Annotated in this window: 13 protein-coding genes; 8 read left to right on the top strand and 5 right to left on the bottom strand. The window is 36.5% G+C overall.

From position 1 onward, the window contains the following. Window positions 1-181 precede the first annotated feature (181 nt). Window positions 182-1,741 (bottom strand): TM0106 family RecB-like putative nuclease, encoded by a 1,560-nt coding sequence (locus D5R40_RS11980; RefSeq protein ID WP_124145181.1) that lies wholly within the window; start codon window positions 1,739-1,741, stop codon window positions 182-184. A 187-nt stretch (window positions 1,742-1,928) separates the two neighbouring features. On the opposite strand from D5R40_RS11980, the gene D5R40_RS11975 reads away from it, so the two are divergent. From D5R40_RS11975 to D5R40_RS11960, 4 genes are all read left to right on the top strand, one after another. After that, entirely contained in the window at window positions 1,929-4,391 is a 2,463-nt protein-coding gene (locus tag D5R40_RS11975) for a response regulator (protein ID WP_124145180.1), read from the top strand. Between the two features lie 16 nt (window positions 4,392-4,407). Continuing rightward, window positions 4,408-4,749, top strand: a complete 342-nt coding sequence (locus D5R40_RS11970) for an Hpt domain-containing protein (RefSeq protein WP_161564983.1) — start codon at window positions 4,408-4,410, stop codon at window positions 4,747-4,749. A gap of 59 nt (window positions 4,750-4,808) precedes the next feature. After that, on the top strand, window positions 4,809-5,987 hold the full coding sequence (locus D5R40_RS11965) for an aminotransferase class V-fold PLP-dependent enzyme (RefSeq protein WP_124145178.1): 1,179 nt from the start codon (window positions 4,809-4,811) through the stop codon (window positions 5,985-5,987). 454 nt (window positions 5,988-6,441) lie between these two features. Next, window positions 6,442-6,888: a hypothetical protein gene (locus D5R40_RS11960; RefSeq protein WP_124145177.1), complete on the top strand. Its 447-nt coding sequence runs from the start codon at window positions 6,442-6,444 to the stop codon at window positions 6,886-6,888. A 198-nt stretch (window positions 6,889-7,086) separates the two neighbouring features. Here D5R40_RS11960 and D5R40_RS11955 read toward each other — a convergent pair whose 3' ends face one another. After that, window positions 7,087-7,446: a hypothetical protein gene (locus D5R40_RS11955; RefSeq protein ID WP_124145176.1), complete on the bottom strand. Its 360-nt coding sequence runs from the start codon at window positions 7,444-7,446 to the stop codon at window positions 7,087-7,089. Between the two features lie 143 nt (window positions 7,447-7,589). On the opposite strand from D5R40_RS11955, the gene D5R40_RS11950 reads away from it, so the two are divergent. The 4 genes from D5R40_RS11950 to D5R40_RS11935 all read left to right on the top strand — a co-directional run bounded on the left by D5R40_RS11950 (window position 7,590) and on the right by D5R40_RS11935 (window position 12,078). After that, window positions 7,590-7,829, top strand: a complete 240-nt coding sequence (locus tag D5R40_RS11950) for a hypothetical protein (protein ID WP_124145175.1) — start codon at window positions 7,590-7,592, stop codon at window positions 7,827-7,829. A gap of 397 nt (window positions 7,830-8,226) precedes the next feature. After that, entirely contained in the window at window positions 8,227-9,504 is a 1,278-nt protein-coding gene (gene serS / locus D5R40_RS11945) for a serine--tRNA ligase (RefSeq protein ID WP_124145174.1), read from the top strand. Window positions 9,505-10,235: 731 nt separating this feature from the next. After that, complete coding sequence (locus D5R40_RS11940; RefSeq protein WP_124145173.1) at window positions 10,236-10,898, top strand: vWA domain-containing protein; 663 nt, start codon at window positions 10,236-10,238, stop codon at window positions 10,896-10,898. 400 nt (window positions 10,899-11,298) lie between these two features. Beyond that, the gene (locus tag D5R40_RS11935; protein ID WP_124145172.1) at window positions 11,299-12,078 is read left to right on the top strand and encodes a PP2C family serine/threonine-protein phosphatase; all 780 of its coding nucleotides are present in this window, start codon (window positions 11,299-11,301) and stop codon (window positions 12,076-12,078) included. Between the two features lie 508 nt (window positions 12,079-12,586). On the opposite strand, the gene lptB is transcribed toward D5R40_RS11935, so the two are convergent. The 3 genes from lptB to D5R40_RS11920 form a co-directional block, all read right to left on the bottom strand. After that, on the bottom strand, window positions 12,587-13,315 hold the full coding sequence (lptB, locus tag D5R40_RS11930; protein WP_124145171.1) for an LPS export ABC transporter ATP-binding protein: 729 nt from the start codon (window positions 13,313-13,315) through the stop codon (window positions 12,587-12,589). Window positions 13,316-13,829: 514 nt separating this feature from the next. Beyond that, a complete protein-coding gene (locus tag D5R40_RS11925) occupies window positions 13,830-14,345 on the bottom strand; it encodes an LptA/OstA family protein (protein ID WP_124145170.1) in 516 nt (171 codons plus the stop codon). A 93-nt stretch (window positions 14,346-14,438) separates the two neighbouring features. Continuing rightward, window positions 14,439-16,196 (bottom strand): mechanosensitive ion channel family protein, encoded by a 1,758-nt coding sequence (locus D5R40_RS11920; RefSeq protein ID WP_124154695.1) that lies wholly within the window; start codon window positions 16,194-16,196, stop codon window positions 14,439-14,441. Window positions 16,197-16,432 lie beyond the last annotated feature (236 nt).

The following is a 16,432-nucleotide window of genomic DNA, read 5'->3' as shown; positions in this document are numbered from 1 at the left end:
TCGGAGCGGGTCTGTAAGAACGGGTCTCCTCGCCATATCCAATCGACCAAGAGAGAAAAAATTTTCATGATTAGTCAATCCTCTTCTTTTCAAGGAGAGGTAATAATATAATAATTAATAATTAATTGTTGAACTATTCCTTCTTCCTTCTTCCTTCTTCCTTCTGAAGACTTTACCTTGTCTATCCGACGGTTCCTATATCTAACTCCTGACTCGGTCCTCCTGACTCGGTTCTCCTGACTCCTTCTTCTAAAAATTTTAACAACCATTCTTTAATATAATAAGTAGCATAACAATCGTCTTGATTATAAATAATAATTGCATCTAAAAAAGAGCGATCGCCAGTTTTCAACCATTCTTCATACCAACAGACAGATTGAGCGCCATTAGCTTCGGGATTCCGCCATTCAAAACCTAACCAACGAGCAATATTTTTGAGGGAATAACTTTCTACAGGCAATATAACAGTTTGAGTAACAACTTTATGAATATCCACAAATCTTTTCAACAATGGTTTCCACAGATAATCTGGAGTGTTATAAAGTTTAGCTAATTTTTTGACAGTTTGAATTTCATACTCACAGAAGTGATAAATTGGAGCTATAGGATATTTCCAAACTAAGTTTAAAAATTGATACCAAATAAATTCTTCATCTAAGGGATTTTCGGCTAAATTAACATAGAATTTTTCTGTATTTGTGCGTTTATCAACTACTAAGACACCATGTAAATAATCTAGATTAATGTCTGGTTGAGCTTCAATATCAAAATATATTTCAACAGGAGCATTGACTATCCTAGTTAATTTGTAATAATTAATTGGTAAAGTTTTACTATCTATTTCTTCGGTCAACTTTTCATTTCTAATAATTACTTGATTTTCCCAGACAGATTGAGCTTGCTGCACAACTTGTGTACCGACTCCATCAGCAAATTCAGGATAAACTTCTAAGTCATTAGGATTAGCAGAACTTAGGGATTCTAAAGTTATCAAATCGAGACTTTTCAACACAGCATAACGATTAGGAGTAACCCCAGGCAAAAGAGATAAATGTTTTTGAGTTTCCGCAACAGTATGACAACTACTATACCAAGTACAAATACTACATTTTTGCCGTGTCATAAATACTTCTGGTTCTAAGCGATTTTGCAACATTGAAATTAACTCAGAAATAGTTTCCTGCATTTGCTCAATTCGCTTTTCTAAATTAACTTTATATAACCCTTTCTTTCGGAGAATCAACCAAGCAGCTTCTGGCCAAACTCCTTGAATACTTGCTAATATTTGAGCGTGGAAAGTAGCAACTATTTGATATTCTAATTTCGGACGTTTGCTTAACTTAATATCTGTGGGAATATAAACCCAATCACCAAACCGAGAATATCCAGGCTGTTTAATCAATAAAACTGGATGACTGACCAAATTAATAGTCTGATTTTGTGAGAATGAGTTGATTGAAGATTGCTGAATAATTAATATTCCCTGATAAATAACATCAATACCTGCTGCCATTAATACTTCTGTAGCTTTTCCCCCTGCAATTAAATCTCCACGAGGATAATCAGGCTTTTGATAAATATAATTCTTGATAATGCTCGACCTAAATTCCGAACTATCTTTAATTAATTTCAGCAGAAAATCATTAGGAGAATCTTGTTGCGTAAAATCTCCATAGGTATCTAAAAATACTTTTCTAGAACAACGTTGATAAGAAAGTAGCTGAGAGTCAGTTATAAACATTAATTATTTAGTTAGTGAGTCAACCACTTTGCGGAAGTTAAAAATCCAAAATAGCACAACTATATATATATATAGTTAGTCTAGTCCACTTGTTGAATTGAGATAAAATCGAGATATAAAGACCAAACATTTCTGACTATTCAACAGTGAAATATAGAAAAAATTCACTGCAACAATAACTATAAAAATGTCAAAAAAGCTACGCCAGCCATCTCCAACTAATCGCCTGACGGTACTTTATATTGCCGGACTCAGCGTAATAGCCGGATTATTTATATTTGAACAATTTTTAGTAGAAAGATCCCTAAAATATCAGTTTACCAGTTCTCGGGTAATTAACATCGCAGGTCGTCAACGAATGCTGAGTCAAAAACTTAGCAAAGCAGCATTAGCTATCCAGTCTAGCTCCAACTCAAAAGTCAGAAAACAACGTCAACAGGAACTCGAAAATGTTGTCCAGTTGTTCCAAACCTCCCATGAGGGACTACAAAAAGGTGATTCAGACTTAGGATTACCCAGTAATAATAGTCCCACGGTAAAACAAATGTTTGCGGAGATGGACGAATATTATCAAGCAATAGTTAAGGCCGCTCAGGGTTTGCTAGTAATCATTAACTCACAGTCACCACAAGCAAATACTAGCCCTTTTGTAGAAACCATTCTCAAAAATGAGGCCCTTTTTCTTCCACGGATGAATCAAATTGTCTTCCAATATGATGCCGAAGCTCGACAAAAGGTTCAGCAAACTAGACGAATCGAAAATTTATTATTAACAGTTGCGATATTACTACTAATATCAGAGGGAGTATTTGTATTTAGACCTGCAGTCAACAAACTTCAAGTTTATCTGGAAGAAAAAGTCAAAACTCAGGAACAAACGACCAAAATAGCAGCAGAATTAGAACAAAAAAATCAGGAATTAAATGCGGCCTTAAAGGAAGCTCAATCTATAGCCAAGCTGAAATCAGAATTTATGGCCAACATGAGTCACGAAATACGTACCCCAATGAATGGAGTAATTGGGATGACTGGTTTGCTGCTAGATACTAATCTCAATCCCCAACAACGAAACTTTGTGGAAATTATTCGCAGTAGTGGAGATAACTTGTTAATCATTATTAATGATATTCTCGACTTCTCAAAAATAGATGCCGATAAGTTAGAGTTAGAAAGCCAAGCTTTTGACCTCCGAGAATGTGTAGAATCTTGTCTAGATTTGCTAGTGCCTCAAGCTACAGATAAAGCATTAGACTTAGCCTACATTATAGACGATTATACTCCCTGCAGAATTATGGGTGATGTGACTCGGCTGCGTCAAATTCTGGTCAATTTAGTCAGTAATGCTGTTAAATTTACTCATTCTGGAGAAGTAGTAATAAATGTTACTGCTGAAGAAGTTAACTCAGACAATTCTCAATCTCCCACCCACCAAATCCATTTTGCTGTCAGAGATACTGGTATTGGTATTCCACCAGAAGGTTTAAAGCGACTTTTTCAGCCTTTTTCTCAAGTAGATTCTTCAACTACTCGTAAATACGGGGGTACAGGTTTAGGCTTAGTTATCAGTAAGAAACTGTGTGAAATGATGGGCGGACAAATGTGGGCAGAAAGCGGGGGTAATGTCGCTGGAAATCCCTTGGTAAATCAAAATAATTTAGCTTCTGCAAATTCTTTTGCTGTAGGTTCAACGTTTCACTTCACAATCTTAGCTCAAAGTGCTCCCAGTATTCCTAAAGTTTATCAAAACCCTCAGCCTCAACTTAATGGTAAACGAATATTAGTAGTTGATAATAATCCTACTAATCGACTGATTCTAAAAATACAAAATAAAAAATGGGATATCATATCTACAGAAGTAGATAGTGCTGCAAAAGCTTTAGAGTTGCTGAAGAAAGGTAAAAAGTTTGATCTAGCTATTTTAGATATGCAAATGCCGGAAATGGATGGTCTAACTTTAGCTGCTGAAATTCGTAAGTTTCCTGAACTGAAAACACTGCCATTAGTTATGTTAACTTCAATAGGTTCTCCCAAAGGTAATACAAGCAATTTGCAAGCTTGTCTAAATAAGCCGATTAAGCCAGATCAGTTATATAAAGTACTGATGCAGATTTTTGCTAATCAGGTAGTCAATATGAAAAATCAAGCTGAGATCAAGATTGATAGCCATCTGGCGATACGACTACCTTTAAGAATTTTACTAGCTGAAGATAATGTAGTGAATCAAAAAGTTGCATTGTCGATGTTAGGACGAATGGGTTATCGCCCTGATGTGGTTAGTGATGGATTAGAAACTTTGATAGCTTTAGAAAAAGTACCCTATGATTTGGTGTTGATGGATGTGCAAATGCCAGAAATGGATGGTTTGGAAGCAACAAAACATATTTGTGACAAATATGGCAATGAGTTAGACAACAGACCTGTTATTGTGGCCATGACGGCGGGAGCTATGGAGGGCGATCGGGAAATTTGTTTGCAAACTGGTATGGATGATTATATGAGTAAACCAGTTAAGATTGAAGATGTACAGGAAATACTGGAAAATTGGGGAGAAATAATCATAGCCAAAAAAAACTCTTGCGCTACAAACACAACAGTTAGAAAAAACTCCTTCTCTACCATCTCCACCACCACAATCACAAACAGCTTCTAGTTCTCCTCCAGTGATAGTGGAGGTCATTGAAAATATTCGCCAAGAAGTACAGATAGAGGGCGAAGCAGATCTGGTAACGGACCTGATCGATTTGTTTATTGAAGATACTCCACAGCAGTTACTAGCTATTAAAGAGGCGATCGATAACTCTGCCACAAAAACACTAAAAAAAAGCGCTCATTCTTTGAGAGGTAGCAGTGGTAATTTAGGAGTAGTGCGCTTGGCTGAAATCTCTGCAATATTAGAGCAGAAGGCTAAAGCTGGTACCATAACAAAAGCAGAAGCAGAAACACTTTTCACTCAATTAGAAAATGAGTTTATTATTGCTAAGTCTGTTTTAGAAGAATTACAAGTTTAAATAAAAATTTATGGTATAATCCCAAAGCACTAAATGATTAGATAATCTGCAATATTTATATGAATCATCATCCCTCTCAATTATCAAATTATCAACAAAATTTTCCGGCTTTAGCTAATAAAATTTATTTTAATTATGGTGGGCAAGGACCAATGCCTGAAGCATCTTTACAGGCAATTTATCAGTCTTATCAAGAAATACAAAATATCGGACCTTTTTCTGGAAAAGCCGGAATTTGGGTAGAAAAACAAGTAGCTTCAGTCCGGAGGGCGATCGCTGCTGAGTTAGGAGTTTCTCCAGATACTATTACTCTGACAGAAGATGTTACTGTCGGTTGTAACATTCCACTTTGGGGGATTGATTGGCAAGCAGGAGACCATATATTACTTTCTGACTGCGAACATCCTGGAGTGATTGCTACAATTGAGGAGATTCAAAGACGTTTTAAAATAGAGGTTTCTACTTGCCCGATTATGGCAACTTTAAATGAAGGAGACCCTGTAGAAGTTATTGCTAATAATTTACGCCCAAACACTAAATTATTAGTAATTAGCCATATATTGTGGAATACAGGTCAGGTTTTGCCATTGACTGAAATTGTTAAAATGTGTCAAAGTTTCTCTCCTTTTCCAGTAAAAGTATTAGTTGATGCTGCTCAATCTGTAGGGGTTTTACCTTTAAAATTAGCCGAAACAGAAGTTGATTTTTATGCTTTTACTGGTCATAAATGGTGGTGTGGTCCTGGTGGTTTAGGGGGACTTTATGTCAGTGCTGAAGCCAGGAAAAATTTAAGCCCTACTTTTATTGGATGGCGGAGTGTTATCAAAGATAAAAGTGGTAAACCAATTGCTTGGCAACCTAATGGTAAACGTTACGAAATTGCGACTTCTGCTTATCCTTTATCTCCGGCTTTAAAGGAGGCGATCGCTCTACATAATCAGTGGGGAACTGCTGAAGAAAGATATGAAAAAATTAAAGAATTAAGTGCATATTTATGGGAAAATTTAAAGAAAATTCCTGAGATTAATTGTTTGCGAACTGCACCGCCAGAAGCTGGATTAGTTTCTTTTCAGTTAACTAATGGTAAGTCTCATCAACAGTTAGTTGAATATTTAGAAAAGCAGGGAATGATGGTACGAACTATTCTCGATCCAGATTGTGTAAGAGCTTGTGTTCATTATTTTACTCAAGAGGCAGAAATTGATAAATTAGTTGCAGAAATTAAAGCTTTTGGGTAACAGCGAACCGAGGAGAAAGTAGGGAAGTTCTATGGAACCTCCCTAGAGCAAGATGTTATAGAACCCATTTGAGGTCTATCTATATTATATTTATATAGTTAAAGATGGGGAGATGGGGGGATGGGAGCATTTTTCTACCTGCTTGGTGCGTGTTCCCTCACAGGAGTCAGCATTCCCTTGCGTCATATCCCGCGACGACGCTAGTCACATCTGGTAGCGCACCAAGAGAAAAGAATGATTTGCGACCTGAAAAATGGTATTGAAGCAATTCATTCTGACTCGGTCCTCCTGACTTCTCCTCCCAGGAGGGGTTAGGGGTGGGTTGACTCCTAAGAAAGATCCTAGCTATTTGTAGCAAATATTTATTAATTTGGTATTACTTATATAACACAAACACCTTTAACTTAATATATAATATAAAGTCAAATTGACTTCTGGTTATAGGTGAGACACTATGAGATTTATATTAGGGATCGTTGCTGTTTTAATAATTTGGGTAATGCCAGCAAAAGCACAGATATCAAATACTCAAGTTCAGGCATTAGTTGAAGCACTCCGACTAGCGGCACCGCAAACAGGAACAGAAAATGATGGATTGTATAGCGACTGGCAAATTAAGCCAGATAATATTCCCAGGTGGTCGAGACTTTGCACTGGAGAGGAAATGACTGTAAAAGAGTTTGAAGCAAATACAACAAAAGCAAGGGAAATTTTGGGATGCGTAATGGAAGATATTTTGAAAGAGCAGTATGCTGCTAGTGGTAATGATGAGTCGTTAGCAGTGCGTCGAGCAGCAGCATGGTGGATGGCAGGAGATCCAAATCAATATAATCAAGGTGAGATTGGTAGCTATACTGATAAGGTTTTAGGTTTCTATAGAACCCATTTGAGATCTATTTAAAAAGAGATGGGGAGGTGGGGAGTATTTTTCAACCTGCTTGGTGCGCGTTCCCTCACAGGAGTCAGCATTCCCATGGCTTCGCTTAACATCACCGATGAAGAGTGTGTCTAGGATTGTCTAGATTTTTAGAAGGTGAGAAGTTTAGGAGTAACTTTTTTACTTACTTCCTAAACCTTTTGGGACAACTATAGCGATCGCTCAATTAGTACAATTGGCCTTTTTAAGCATTAGCCATAACCTTCTAAGAGCAAGGCTAATTACTTTAAAAGGAATTAGAGTTTTGAAGTCCTTAGCTTTTTCTGTGTTTATAGCCTCCAGTAAATCTACATTTACACCCGATTCAGCAGCCAAAAGAAAACTTTTTTTAGCTTGAATTGCACCAATTTTAATTGCCTTAATTTGCAGAAGTGCAGGAATATTAGGAGTTTCAGCCATGGACTTCTCAATAAGCGCTATCGCCTCAATCTGCCTATCAAAATATTTAGTAATAGCTTGGACTTTGCTTAGACTTTCATCACTAGAATATTTAGCCAGCAACTCATCATATTTAGTCCCCAATTCCCTACCAACTAGAGTGGTCAGGCGATGCCGAGGATAAACAATACATTGCCGACACCATAGTAATAACTGACTCCTAGCTTCAGAACTACCAGAATTTCTAAAATATTGAACATCTCCAGATTGGTACTGGTCTTTAATAAATGACTCCAGAAACTATTGTGACGGTCGGCATGGTTACTACTATTTTTTCTGTGATAGGTTGTAGCTGGATTGTTTTTCGGTATATCGGTCGGATTGAAAATCAAATTAGAAAAAATGCTGTTGATATTAATAATTTAGGCAATTCAGTTCGACGTAAGAATAAAAATCTTCTCCGACACATGAATAGTCACTGCACTTATATTGGAGACATAGAGAGCTTTTTAGAAGAATATTTATAGCGGTTTTCACAAAGGTAGACTTGCATTGCTTCTGTCTTCTGCCCTCTGCCTTCTGCCTTTAAGCCAAAATCTCTGTATTCTATGTTAATGAAAACTGCTATAAACTATCGACCTCACACCAAAATTTATGTTGCCGATGAAGATTGATAAAACTTTCAGAAAATTGCAATGTCCAGCGTGCGGAAGCACTAATATCAGAAAAGGACATCACGAATACTGGTGTCAAGATTGTGGTCATCACTGCCTACGGACAAAAACAGTGGGGATTCGCTTTGACAGATTAATTATAGATATTATGATTTTGACTTTTGATTTTCAAATTTTGACTTTTTGAACAATAGTTGAGCTAAAGTAATATTCTGTTAAGTGGGATAAATTAAGGGCTTAGGGAGAAATTGTGTTAGATATTAGACAAATTCGAGAAAATCTGCAAACTGTACAAGAATTACTCAACCGTCGTGGAGACTACGACTTACAGCCAATTCTAGAATTGGATGAGCAACAGCGAGAACTGGAAACAGAGCGATCGCAACTCCAAGCTCGCAGTAATCAGATCGGTAAACAGGTAGGAGAAAAAATTAAATCAGGCAGTGACCCCAAGGGTGCCGAAGTTCAAGCTTTCAAAGATGAGGGAAATCAAATCAAAACCCAACTCAGCGAACTAGAGCCACGGGAAAAAGAGATAAAGGCCAAAATAGAAGCCTTGCTCTTACCTCTTCCTAATTTGCCTAGTGAGTCTACACCTTTAGGAAAAAGTGAAGCAGAAAACATCGAAGTCAAACGTTGGGGCGATGAATATATTCCCCAAAATCAAAAAATTATTCCCCACTATGAAATTGGGGAAAAACTAGGTATTCTCGACTTTGAACGAGGGGTAAAAATTGCTCAAAGTCGCTTTGTGGCATTAATGGGAGCAGGAGCAGCATTAGAACGTGCCATAATTCAATTTATGCTCAACCGCCATACTCAAGTTGGCTATGTTGAAGTTATGGCCCCATTATTGGTAAATAGTCAGTCTTTGACAGCTACAGGTCAACTGCCAAAATTTGCTGAGGATAGTTTTAAGTGTGAAGCAGACGATCTATGGTTAATACCTACTTCGGAAGTTTCAACCATGAACTTGTATCGGGATGAAATTTTGACTGCGGAACAACTACCTATTTATCATTGTGCTTATACTCCTTGTTTTCGTCGAGAAGCTGGTGCTTATGGCAAAGATACAAGGGGGTTAATCCGACTCCATCAATTTAATAAGGTCGAAATGGTAAAAATTGTGCATCCTGATCGCTCTGAAGAAGAACATCAAAAATTGGTGGCAGATGCAGAAGCTATTTTACAAGCACTAAAATTACCTTATCGAATTATAGAATTGTGTACTGGAGACTTAGGTTTTTCTGCGGCTAAGTGTTATGACTTGGAGGTGTGGTTACCATCATCAGGAACATATCGAGAAATTTCTAGTTGTTCTAATGTGAAAGATTTTCAGGCACGTCGGGCAAATATTCGGTTTAAGGAAGGAAAGAAAAAAGGCACTCAGTATGTTCACGCTCTGAATGGGTCTGGTTTAGCAGTGGGACGAACTATGGCGGCTATTTTGGAAAATTATCAGCAGGTTGATGGTAGTGTGAAAATACCGGAAGTCTTGCAAGCTTTTATGGGACGTGAATTTTTATAATTGCGATCGGGTAGGGTGTGATTATACACTCCCTACTTTTAATACACTCACGAATTTTGTTGTTCAGGCGATCGTCAAGAGAAATCTAGTTTAGATCGCCAATACAGATAGATCCTTAAGGCTTAACACTATATAGTGTTTTTGCCTAAGTCCTGATTCTTCACTACCAAGGGTTATAGCCATTTTTAGGGCATTGACGTAATTTCCTTCTGCAGACAGACTCTCAGGCATTTTTTGATAGGACATTTTTCTTTTTCCTACAACCCAAATTTATTGTCCTAACAACAAGACGTAGTGTTATAGAAATATCAATTGGGACAAACTTTGATTCATCTAGCTTTCAACCCAGGATTATCTATCCATTTTAGATGTTATATTATCAGGACTTACGCAACTGCACCAATCATAGTGGTTATATCAGCAATAATGACTAAATTATACACTATATGTAGCGGTACTGCGCAAGTCCTGATTATATGAAATACAAAAAATTGTGCAAATATACTAATCTCCCTATCTCCCCATCTACCTATCTGCCCATCTCCCCATCAATCTTTGCTAGCAAACATTAACGTATTTCATATTAGTCGGAAAATGCCTTATGGTGTACTATGTCATCTGAATGTTAGTTGTATTTAATCCAAAGTTACTAGAAATATAGTTCTAGAATCAGAGATAAAGAAAACAAATATAAAAAATATAAATTGTTAATATAAGGCCAAAAAACTACTATGAGACTTGATGAAGCAGTAGAATTTGCAGAAAACCCTGAACCCCGCTGTCCTTGTGTCCTACTATTGGATACCTCAGCATCAATGACAGGCAACGCTATTCAAGCTTTGAATGAGGGGTTAGAAACTTTTAGAAATAATTTAATTACCGATGACTTAGCTAAAAAACGAGTAGAGGTGGCAATTATTTCTTTTGACAACCAAATAAAAATTGTGCAAGAGTTTATCACTGCAGACCAATTTGAAAACCCGGTATTAACAGCCCAAGGACAAACTTACATGGGTACAGCTATTAACAAAGCGCTGGATATGATTGCAGCTCGGAAGTTAGAATATCGGAATAATGGCATAACTTACTATCGACCTTGGATTTTTTTGATTACTGATGGCGAACCTCAAGGTGAATCAGAAAAAGTTGTTAAGGAAGCAACAGAGCGCATTAGAGAAGAAGAAGATAACAAGCACGTTGCCTTTTTTGCAGTGGGTGTAGAAGGGGCAAATATGGATAAGCTTGGAGAAATTGCGCTCAGAACACCGCTAAAACTGAGAGGACTTGACTTTCGGGAAATGTTTATTTGGTTATCTGCCAGTATGCAGCAGGTTTCCCACTCTAAAGTTGACGAACAAGTGGCCCTGCCTCCTCCTGGATGGGGAACAGTTTAAAGAAGTACCTCAGCGGTCAGCTTTCAGCTTTCAGCTTTCAGCAGTCAGCAGATTTTTTTTGAGACACCCCCGTTTGCGGATAATTCCGGAACCGAAAGGAGATTTCGACTCCTCCTCAACCATCTGGATGATAAGAACCCGGGGATTTTTACCGAAAAATTGTGGTTTAAAGTCTCCCCTTTTAAGAGGATAAAAAAAAGAGCATATTCCTGATGTCAAGCCTCGTTATTGCAGAGGTACTGATAACTGATAACTGATAACTGATAACTGAAATAACTCAGAGCGATAAAAGCTGATAGCTCGTTAATTATAGAAGAAGGTGTTATAGCAATTAGTACCTAAAGCAGAACACCTAATATCTTGCACAAATGAAATAAGGAAAGTTACCAAAAGTTAGGTTATGTCAACAGAAGAACAAGGTCATTGGCGAGTGGTATCGGTGTCAGTGGCAGGTACGAGTCACAAAAAACGTGGACAACCATGTCAGGATGCAAATCATTGGGAGATTTTACCGGAAGGTATTTTAGTTGCAGCAGTTGCTGATGGCGCTGGTTCATCTAATTTTGGGGAGGTAGGGGCGAAAATAGCTGTCAGTGCTGCAGTAGAAACTATTTCTCAACAACATTTTTTGTCTAAAGATAATAATGTTGATTGGCAGTATCAATTAATTGATGCTTTGAGAGCCGCGAGAACAGCAGTTTTGGCTGAGTCTCAAGTGAGGAAGGTTGAAGCACGGGAGTTTGCTGCAACTTTGATTTTGGTGGTGGCGACATCAGAGTTTGCTATTGCTGCTCAGGTTGGAGATGGTGCGGCGGTAGTGGGAGATGGTGAAGAAAATATCTTTCCGCTGACTGCTCCTCAAAGTGGAGAATATATTAATGAGACAACTTTTTTGATTTCAGAGCAAGGTGTGGAAGCTGCTCAAATCAAGATTTGGCAAGGAAAGCCTTTTCATTTAGCAATTTTTTCCGATGGGTTACAAATGCTGGCTTTGAAGATGCCAAGAGGGTTGCCTCATTGTCCGTTTTTTGCACCATTGTTTAAGTTTATGACTGTGGTGACAGATGAACAAGAGGCGACTAAACAATTGGAAGAATTTTTGCGATCGCCTAAAGTTACAGGTAGAACTGATGACGATTTAACTTTGTTATTAGCGCAGTTTAACAAGGAACAGGAATAAATAATTGATAATTTATGGACTAGACAGTGCAAAGTTCTGGGAATAACTATTGCTAGTCAAGGGTTTCACTGACTCAAGGTTAAAAATTATCCATTCACAGAGCGTAGGTGCTGTAAGCCTTTCCCAGTAAAACTTTCAGTCTTGAGAGCAAACCGTTTTTTACAGAACTTTGTATTCTCCAGTTTATGGATAATAATTGATTTTATTTTGGATTTGTGGAGATGTCTACTTAGATCAAATCTGCCAGCTATGGTTCCCGAGAAATTGGAGTGATATAATTCTCTGTATTGTCATATCGTCCATAGGGACTAAAGGCTGTTAGCTCCTAAAATTATCGCATCTTATTCCTTAAGAGTGAATAATACTAATGCTACCAAATTTGATGTTACCGAATAATTAAGGTTTAAAGCCTCTGATTTAAAGAATAAATAAAGAAAAAAATCATCTTCCCCAATCCTATCCTGCAAAACGGATAGATAATAATTAATAATTAATTTTTGAATGTAATTCAAAACTTAAATTTATCACCCAAATAATACTGACGTACTAAAGGATTATTATAAAGTTCTTCTGCTGTTCCAGATGCCAATATTTGTCCATCGCGCATAATATAGGCTCGATCAGTAATTTCTAGAGTTTCTCTAACATTATGGTCGGTAATAAGGATGCCCATTTTTCGTTCTCTTAATTTGGCAACAATCTTTTGAATTTCAGAAACGGCAATTGGGTCTACTCCTGCAAATGGTTCATCTAAAAACAAAAATCTTAGTCCATCTTTGCTAGAGGCCAAGGCTCTTGCTAGTTCTGTTCGCCTCCGTTCTCCACCGGAAACTTGGGAACCTAAAGTAGAAGCAACTTTTTCTAAGCGAAACTCATACAATAGAGAATCTAAGAACTTTTTCCACTGGCGACGAGGAATTTTTGTTTGTTCCAAGACCAGGAGAATATTATCTCTAACACTGAGGTTGCGAAAAATACTTGGTTCCTGGGCTAGATAGCCAATACCCAGTTTTGCTCTCTTGTGAATTGGTAGAGTTGTGATATCTAACTCATTTAAAAAGACAGTGCCAAGGGAGGGTTTTTCTATACCTGTAGCGATATAGAATGTAGTGGTTTTACCTGCGCCATTAGGACCGAGTAGGCCAACAATTTCTCCTTGGGCAATGAATAGATTAACTCGGCTAACTATGGCACGTTTACCATAGTTTTTATGAATATTCTCAAGAACAATTTTCATATTTGGGTTAGAAGCCAGCTCTCAAAGATTAACTAAGGAATAAGAATTAAATAAAGTCCAGATTTTTTTAAAGCACTCACACAATAGGGAGCTTAAGCAATTCAACTTATGTAGATAATAAAATCCTCATTCCTAAGCTTTAGAAACAACAAATATCTTACCAATTCCAGGCTGCTTCAATATACACAAAATATTATTATTGTCAATCATATTATTACCTGTGCAAAATTCATTTAATACTTGGAGGTACGGAAAACCTTAACAGGAAAAAGAAAATATACCTGAGTATTTTGTAGATATATAGCAGTCGCCATTACTGTATTTGACTTATGAAATAGCTACAAACTTGGGAATAAAACTTCTTACTTTTTCCTTCTGCTATACAAACAATTTTGTTTGGTAGTTTGCTGTGTAAAGATTTCTAGAGTTTTCGGGAACAGAGAACAGATACAAAAAATCAGGCACACCACATTAATTTGTAATATGCGATAATTTTTAATTATATATAATATAGTTATGGGCTTATTGGACTTTTAAAGGCGGGTTTTGGATTGAATGGAGCAGTAACATTGCTTCCCCCATCTGCATCTTCACCTGTAGGCACTAAATATACAGATTCTACTTGCCCTTGAGACTGAGGTAGAACAATAAAGCGTCCTTCATCTATGAGATAGGTAACTGTTTCTCCACGAATTGTATTGCCTTCCTGTAGGATAAATACATCTCCACTGAGGACAATTCGACGTTCTCTACTAAAGTATTGAGCTTGAGCTGCTGTGGCTTGAATTTGGCGAGCTGGATAGTTAATTTGGACATTACCACGAGCTGTAACAACTCCTGTTCGAGAGTCTGCTTCTTGAATGTCGGAGCGAACAGTCATAGTGCGCCCTGAGGAGTTTTGATTATTTGGGGGTGGGTTAGGATTAATTTGGGCAGATGTAGGATATGTTACAGCATTTACAGCCAAAGGTATGATTAGGGCAAGTCCTTTTAAGATCAGTAATTTTGATATTTTTTTGTTTAGTATCATTTTTAATTTGGTGAAAGTTGTCAAGGATTCTATTGTCTTGACTCTTGGGTAAAAGTTAGGTACTTGTATTATTTTACAGGAAACTGAAGGGACTTATCTATATTTTGAAGATATTGTGGCATTAAAGGCAATCTTTTTCAACTCAAAAATTTGTTTCAACCTGTAGCAAAATTCACGGGCTACATTCCATTGTTCTCTTGGTATACTTTTCATTCTAATCATAAATTCTACTTCAGTTTGAGAAACACTATTGACACCTAAAACACTGGCAGAATCTAAAACTTTATCTCCCCACTCTGCATCATTTTTTAACTCATTAGCAACTTGTTTAACTAATTGTACTGCTTGGCTTAAATTAGAATCTAAATTAACTTTTATTCTTAAATCAATACTTGCCCAATCTTTCGTAAAATTATGAACTATAGAAATATTGCTATTAGGAATTGAACTTAAACGTCCTCCTACATCACGTAATTGTGTGACACGAAAACTCATATCTTCTACATAACCTATAGTATAATCTAGGTCAATCAAATCGCCAATTGCATACTGATCTTCTAGCAAAATTAAAATTCCACTGATGATATCTTTAACTAGATTATGACCACCCAAAGAAACTGTGAAACTAATAATACCTAAACCTAATAATACTATAGTTATAGAAACATTGAAATTTTGAAATATCCAAAGCATACCAATACAACCTAATGTAAACATCACAATTCCTTTCAATGTATGAGAAAAAGTAATTGCTTGTGGTATTTTTCTATGACCATAACTTTGATTTTCTAATCTTTTAAAACTATTTATAGCAAACCAGTTGACCATCACCGGACTACCTTTAATTGCTAAATAAGTACCAATTATAATAGTGAACACTATGACATGAGAAACTAAAAAAATCTGTAGCCAACGACTATGAGGAAAATTACCTAAAATCCAAATAATACCACTTAACCATAAAATCAAGTGACTTACTTGCAGAAAACTTCTAAAAAAAGAATTTTTATCTTGCTGTTGTTCCCATCTTAACTGTTGTTTTTGCCCTAAAGTTAACTCTGTTTTTGCTGTTGTTAATTCTTGATAATTTATAAATTCATCTACTTGTGGGCGAGATACTTTTAAATTTTCTATGTATTTTTGGATTTTTTGATACTTTTTTAAGCAGTGCTTTTGCCAAATTGATATGAGAAAGCTCAACAGAATCAAAGCTAATATTATTCCTAAAGAAATTAAAATTTGCCTCAATAAATAGTCTGGTTGTCGCTCTCTCTGCGCTCTAATTAAGGCATCCTTCATAAAACCAATAATCTGATTAGTTAAATCTTCTCTAGATATGCCATGAATTTGAGCATCTAAATCTGTGATGGCAATCAGAAATTTATTTTTGAGTTGTTCTGCGTCTGAGGCAAATACTAAAGTCTGGTTTTCTCGGGTTTCAATAGTTAATTTTAAAGTATCAGCATCAAAGCAATTTTTAATTGTTTGTTTGAGGTTATTTTCATACAGTCTAACTCTAATATTTAGGGGAGATGTATTACTATTTCCTTGGATTTCTTGTCCTGCTACTGCTGCTACTTTGAAAATTTCTCTGCCGTCGATTTTGATTGGTTTATAAACTATATTACTGATAGGTGTTAATGATGGAACTTGAGTAACATTTTCAATATTATTATTCTCTAATGTTTCTGAAGTCTGACCTAATGCTAAGAAAGTTTGATTAGTTATTAGAATAAAGGTTAAGAGACTAAAAATTATAACTGTTATGATTTTTGAGATTTTATAGCGATTAAAGAAGTTATTTTGCTTGATGAGTAGTTGTTTGAATGAAATAAATTTATAAATTTGCATAAGTCAATTCAGTTATAGTAATTTCATTTGAGTTGCGTAAAAAACCTGGTCGCTTTTAGGCAACAGGCAACAGGCAACAGGCAAAAGGTAAGAAGGTTTGCCGGACTTTTTACTGCTAGTCAATAACCAATTCTTTTTGACATCTCATTTGAAAACGCTATATCAGTTATCATTTAGCCTCAGAAAGAGGAGCTACGTTATCAAAATAATTGGGTTGTGCAACCCCGCCTTTTAAG

Origin of the sequence: Okeania hirsuta (assembly GCF_003838195.1) — a bacterium.
Taxonomy (GTDB): domain Bacteria; phylum Cyanobacteriota; class Cyanobacteriia; order Cyanobacteriales; family Microcoleaceae; genus Okeania; species Okeania hirsuta.
Note: the sequence above shows the minus strand (reverse complement) of the source record. Positions and strands in the feature narration are given on the sequence as shown.

Coding starts and splice junctions, on each gene's coding strand:
- D5R40_RS11980 (WP_124145181.1), bottom strand. CDS start 1,741: ATGTTTATAACTGACTCTCAGCTACTTTCTTATCAACGTTGTTCTAGA.
- D5R40_RS11975 (WP_124145180.1), top strand. CDS start 1,929: ATGTCAAAAAAGCTACGCCAGCCATCTCCAACTAATCGCCTGACGGTA.
- D5R40_RS11965 (WP_124145178.1), top strand. CDS start 4,809: ATGAATCATCATCCCTCTCAATTATCAAATTATCAACAAAATTTTCCG.
- D5R40_RS11960 (WP_124145177.1), top strand. CDS start 6,442: ATGAGATTTATATTAGGGATCGTTGCTGTTTTAATAATTTGGGTAATG.
- D5R40_RS11950 (WP_124145175.1), top strand. CDS start 7,590: ATGACTCCAGAAACTATTGTGACGGTCGGCATGGTTACTACTATTTTT.
- D5R40_RS11940 (WP_124145173.1), top strand. CDS start 10,236: ATGAGACTTGATGAAGCAGTAGAATTTGCAGAAAACCCTGAACCCCGC.
- D5R40_RS11935 (WP_124145172.1), top strand. CDS start 11,299: ATGTCAACAGAAGAACAAGGTCATTGGCGAGTGGTATCGGTGTCAGTG.
- lptB (WP_124145171.1), bottom strand. CDS start 13,315: ATGAAAATTGTTCTTGAGAATATTCATAAAAACTATGGTAAACGTGCC.
- D5R40_RS11925 (WP_124145170.1), bottom strand. CDS start 14,345: ATGATACTAAACAAAAAAATATCAAAATTACTGATCTTAAAAGGACTT.
- D5R40_RS11920 (WP_124154695.1), bottom strand. CDS start 16,196: ATGCAAATTTATAAATTTATTTCATTCAAACAACTACTCATCAAGCAA.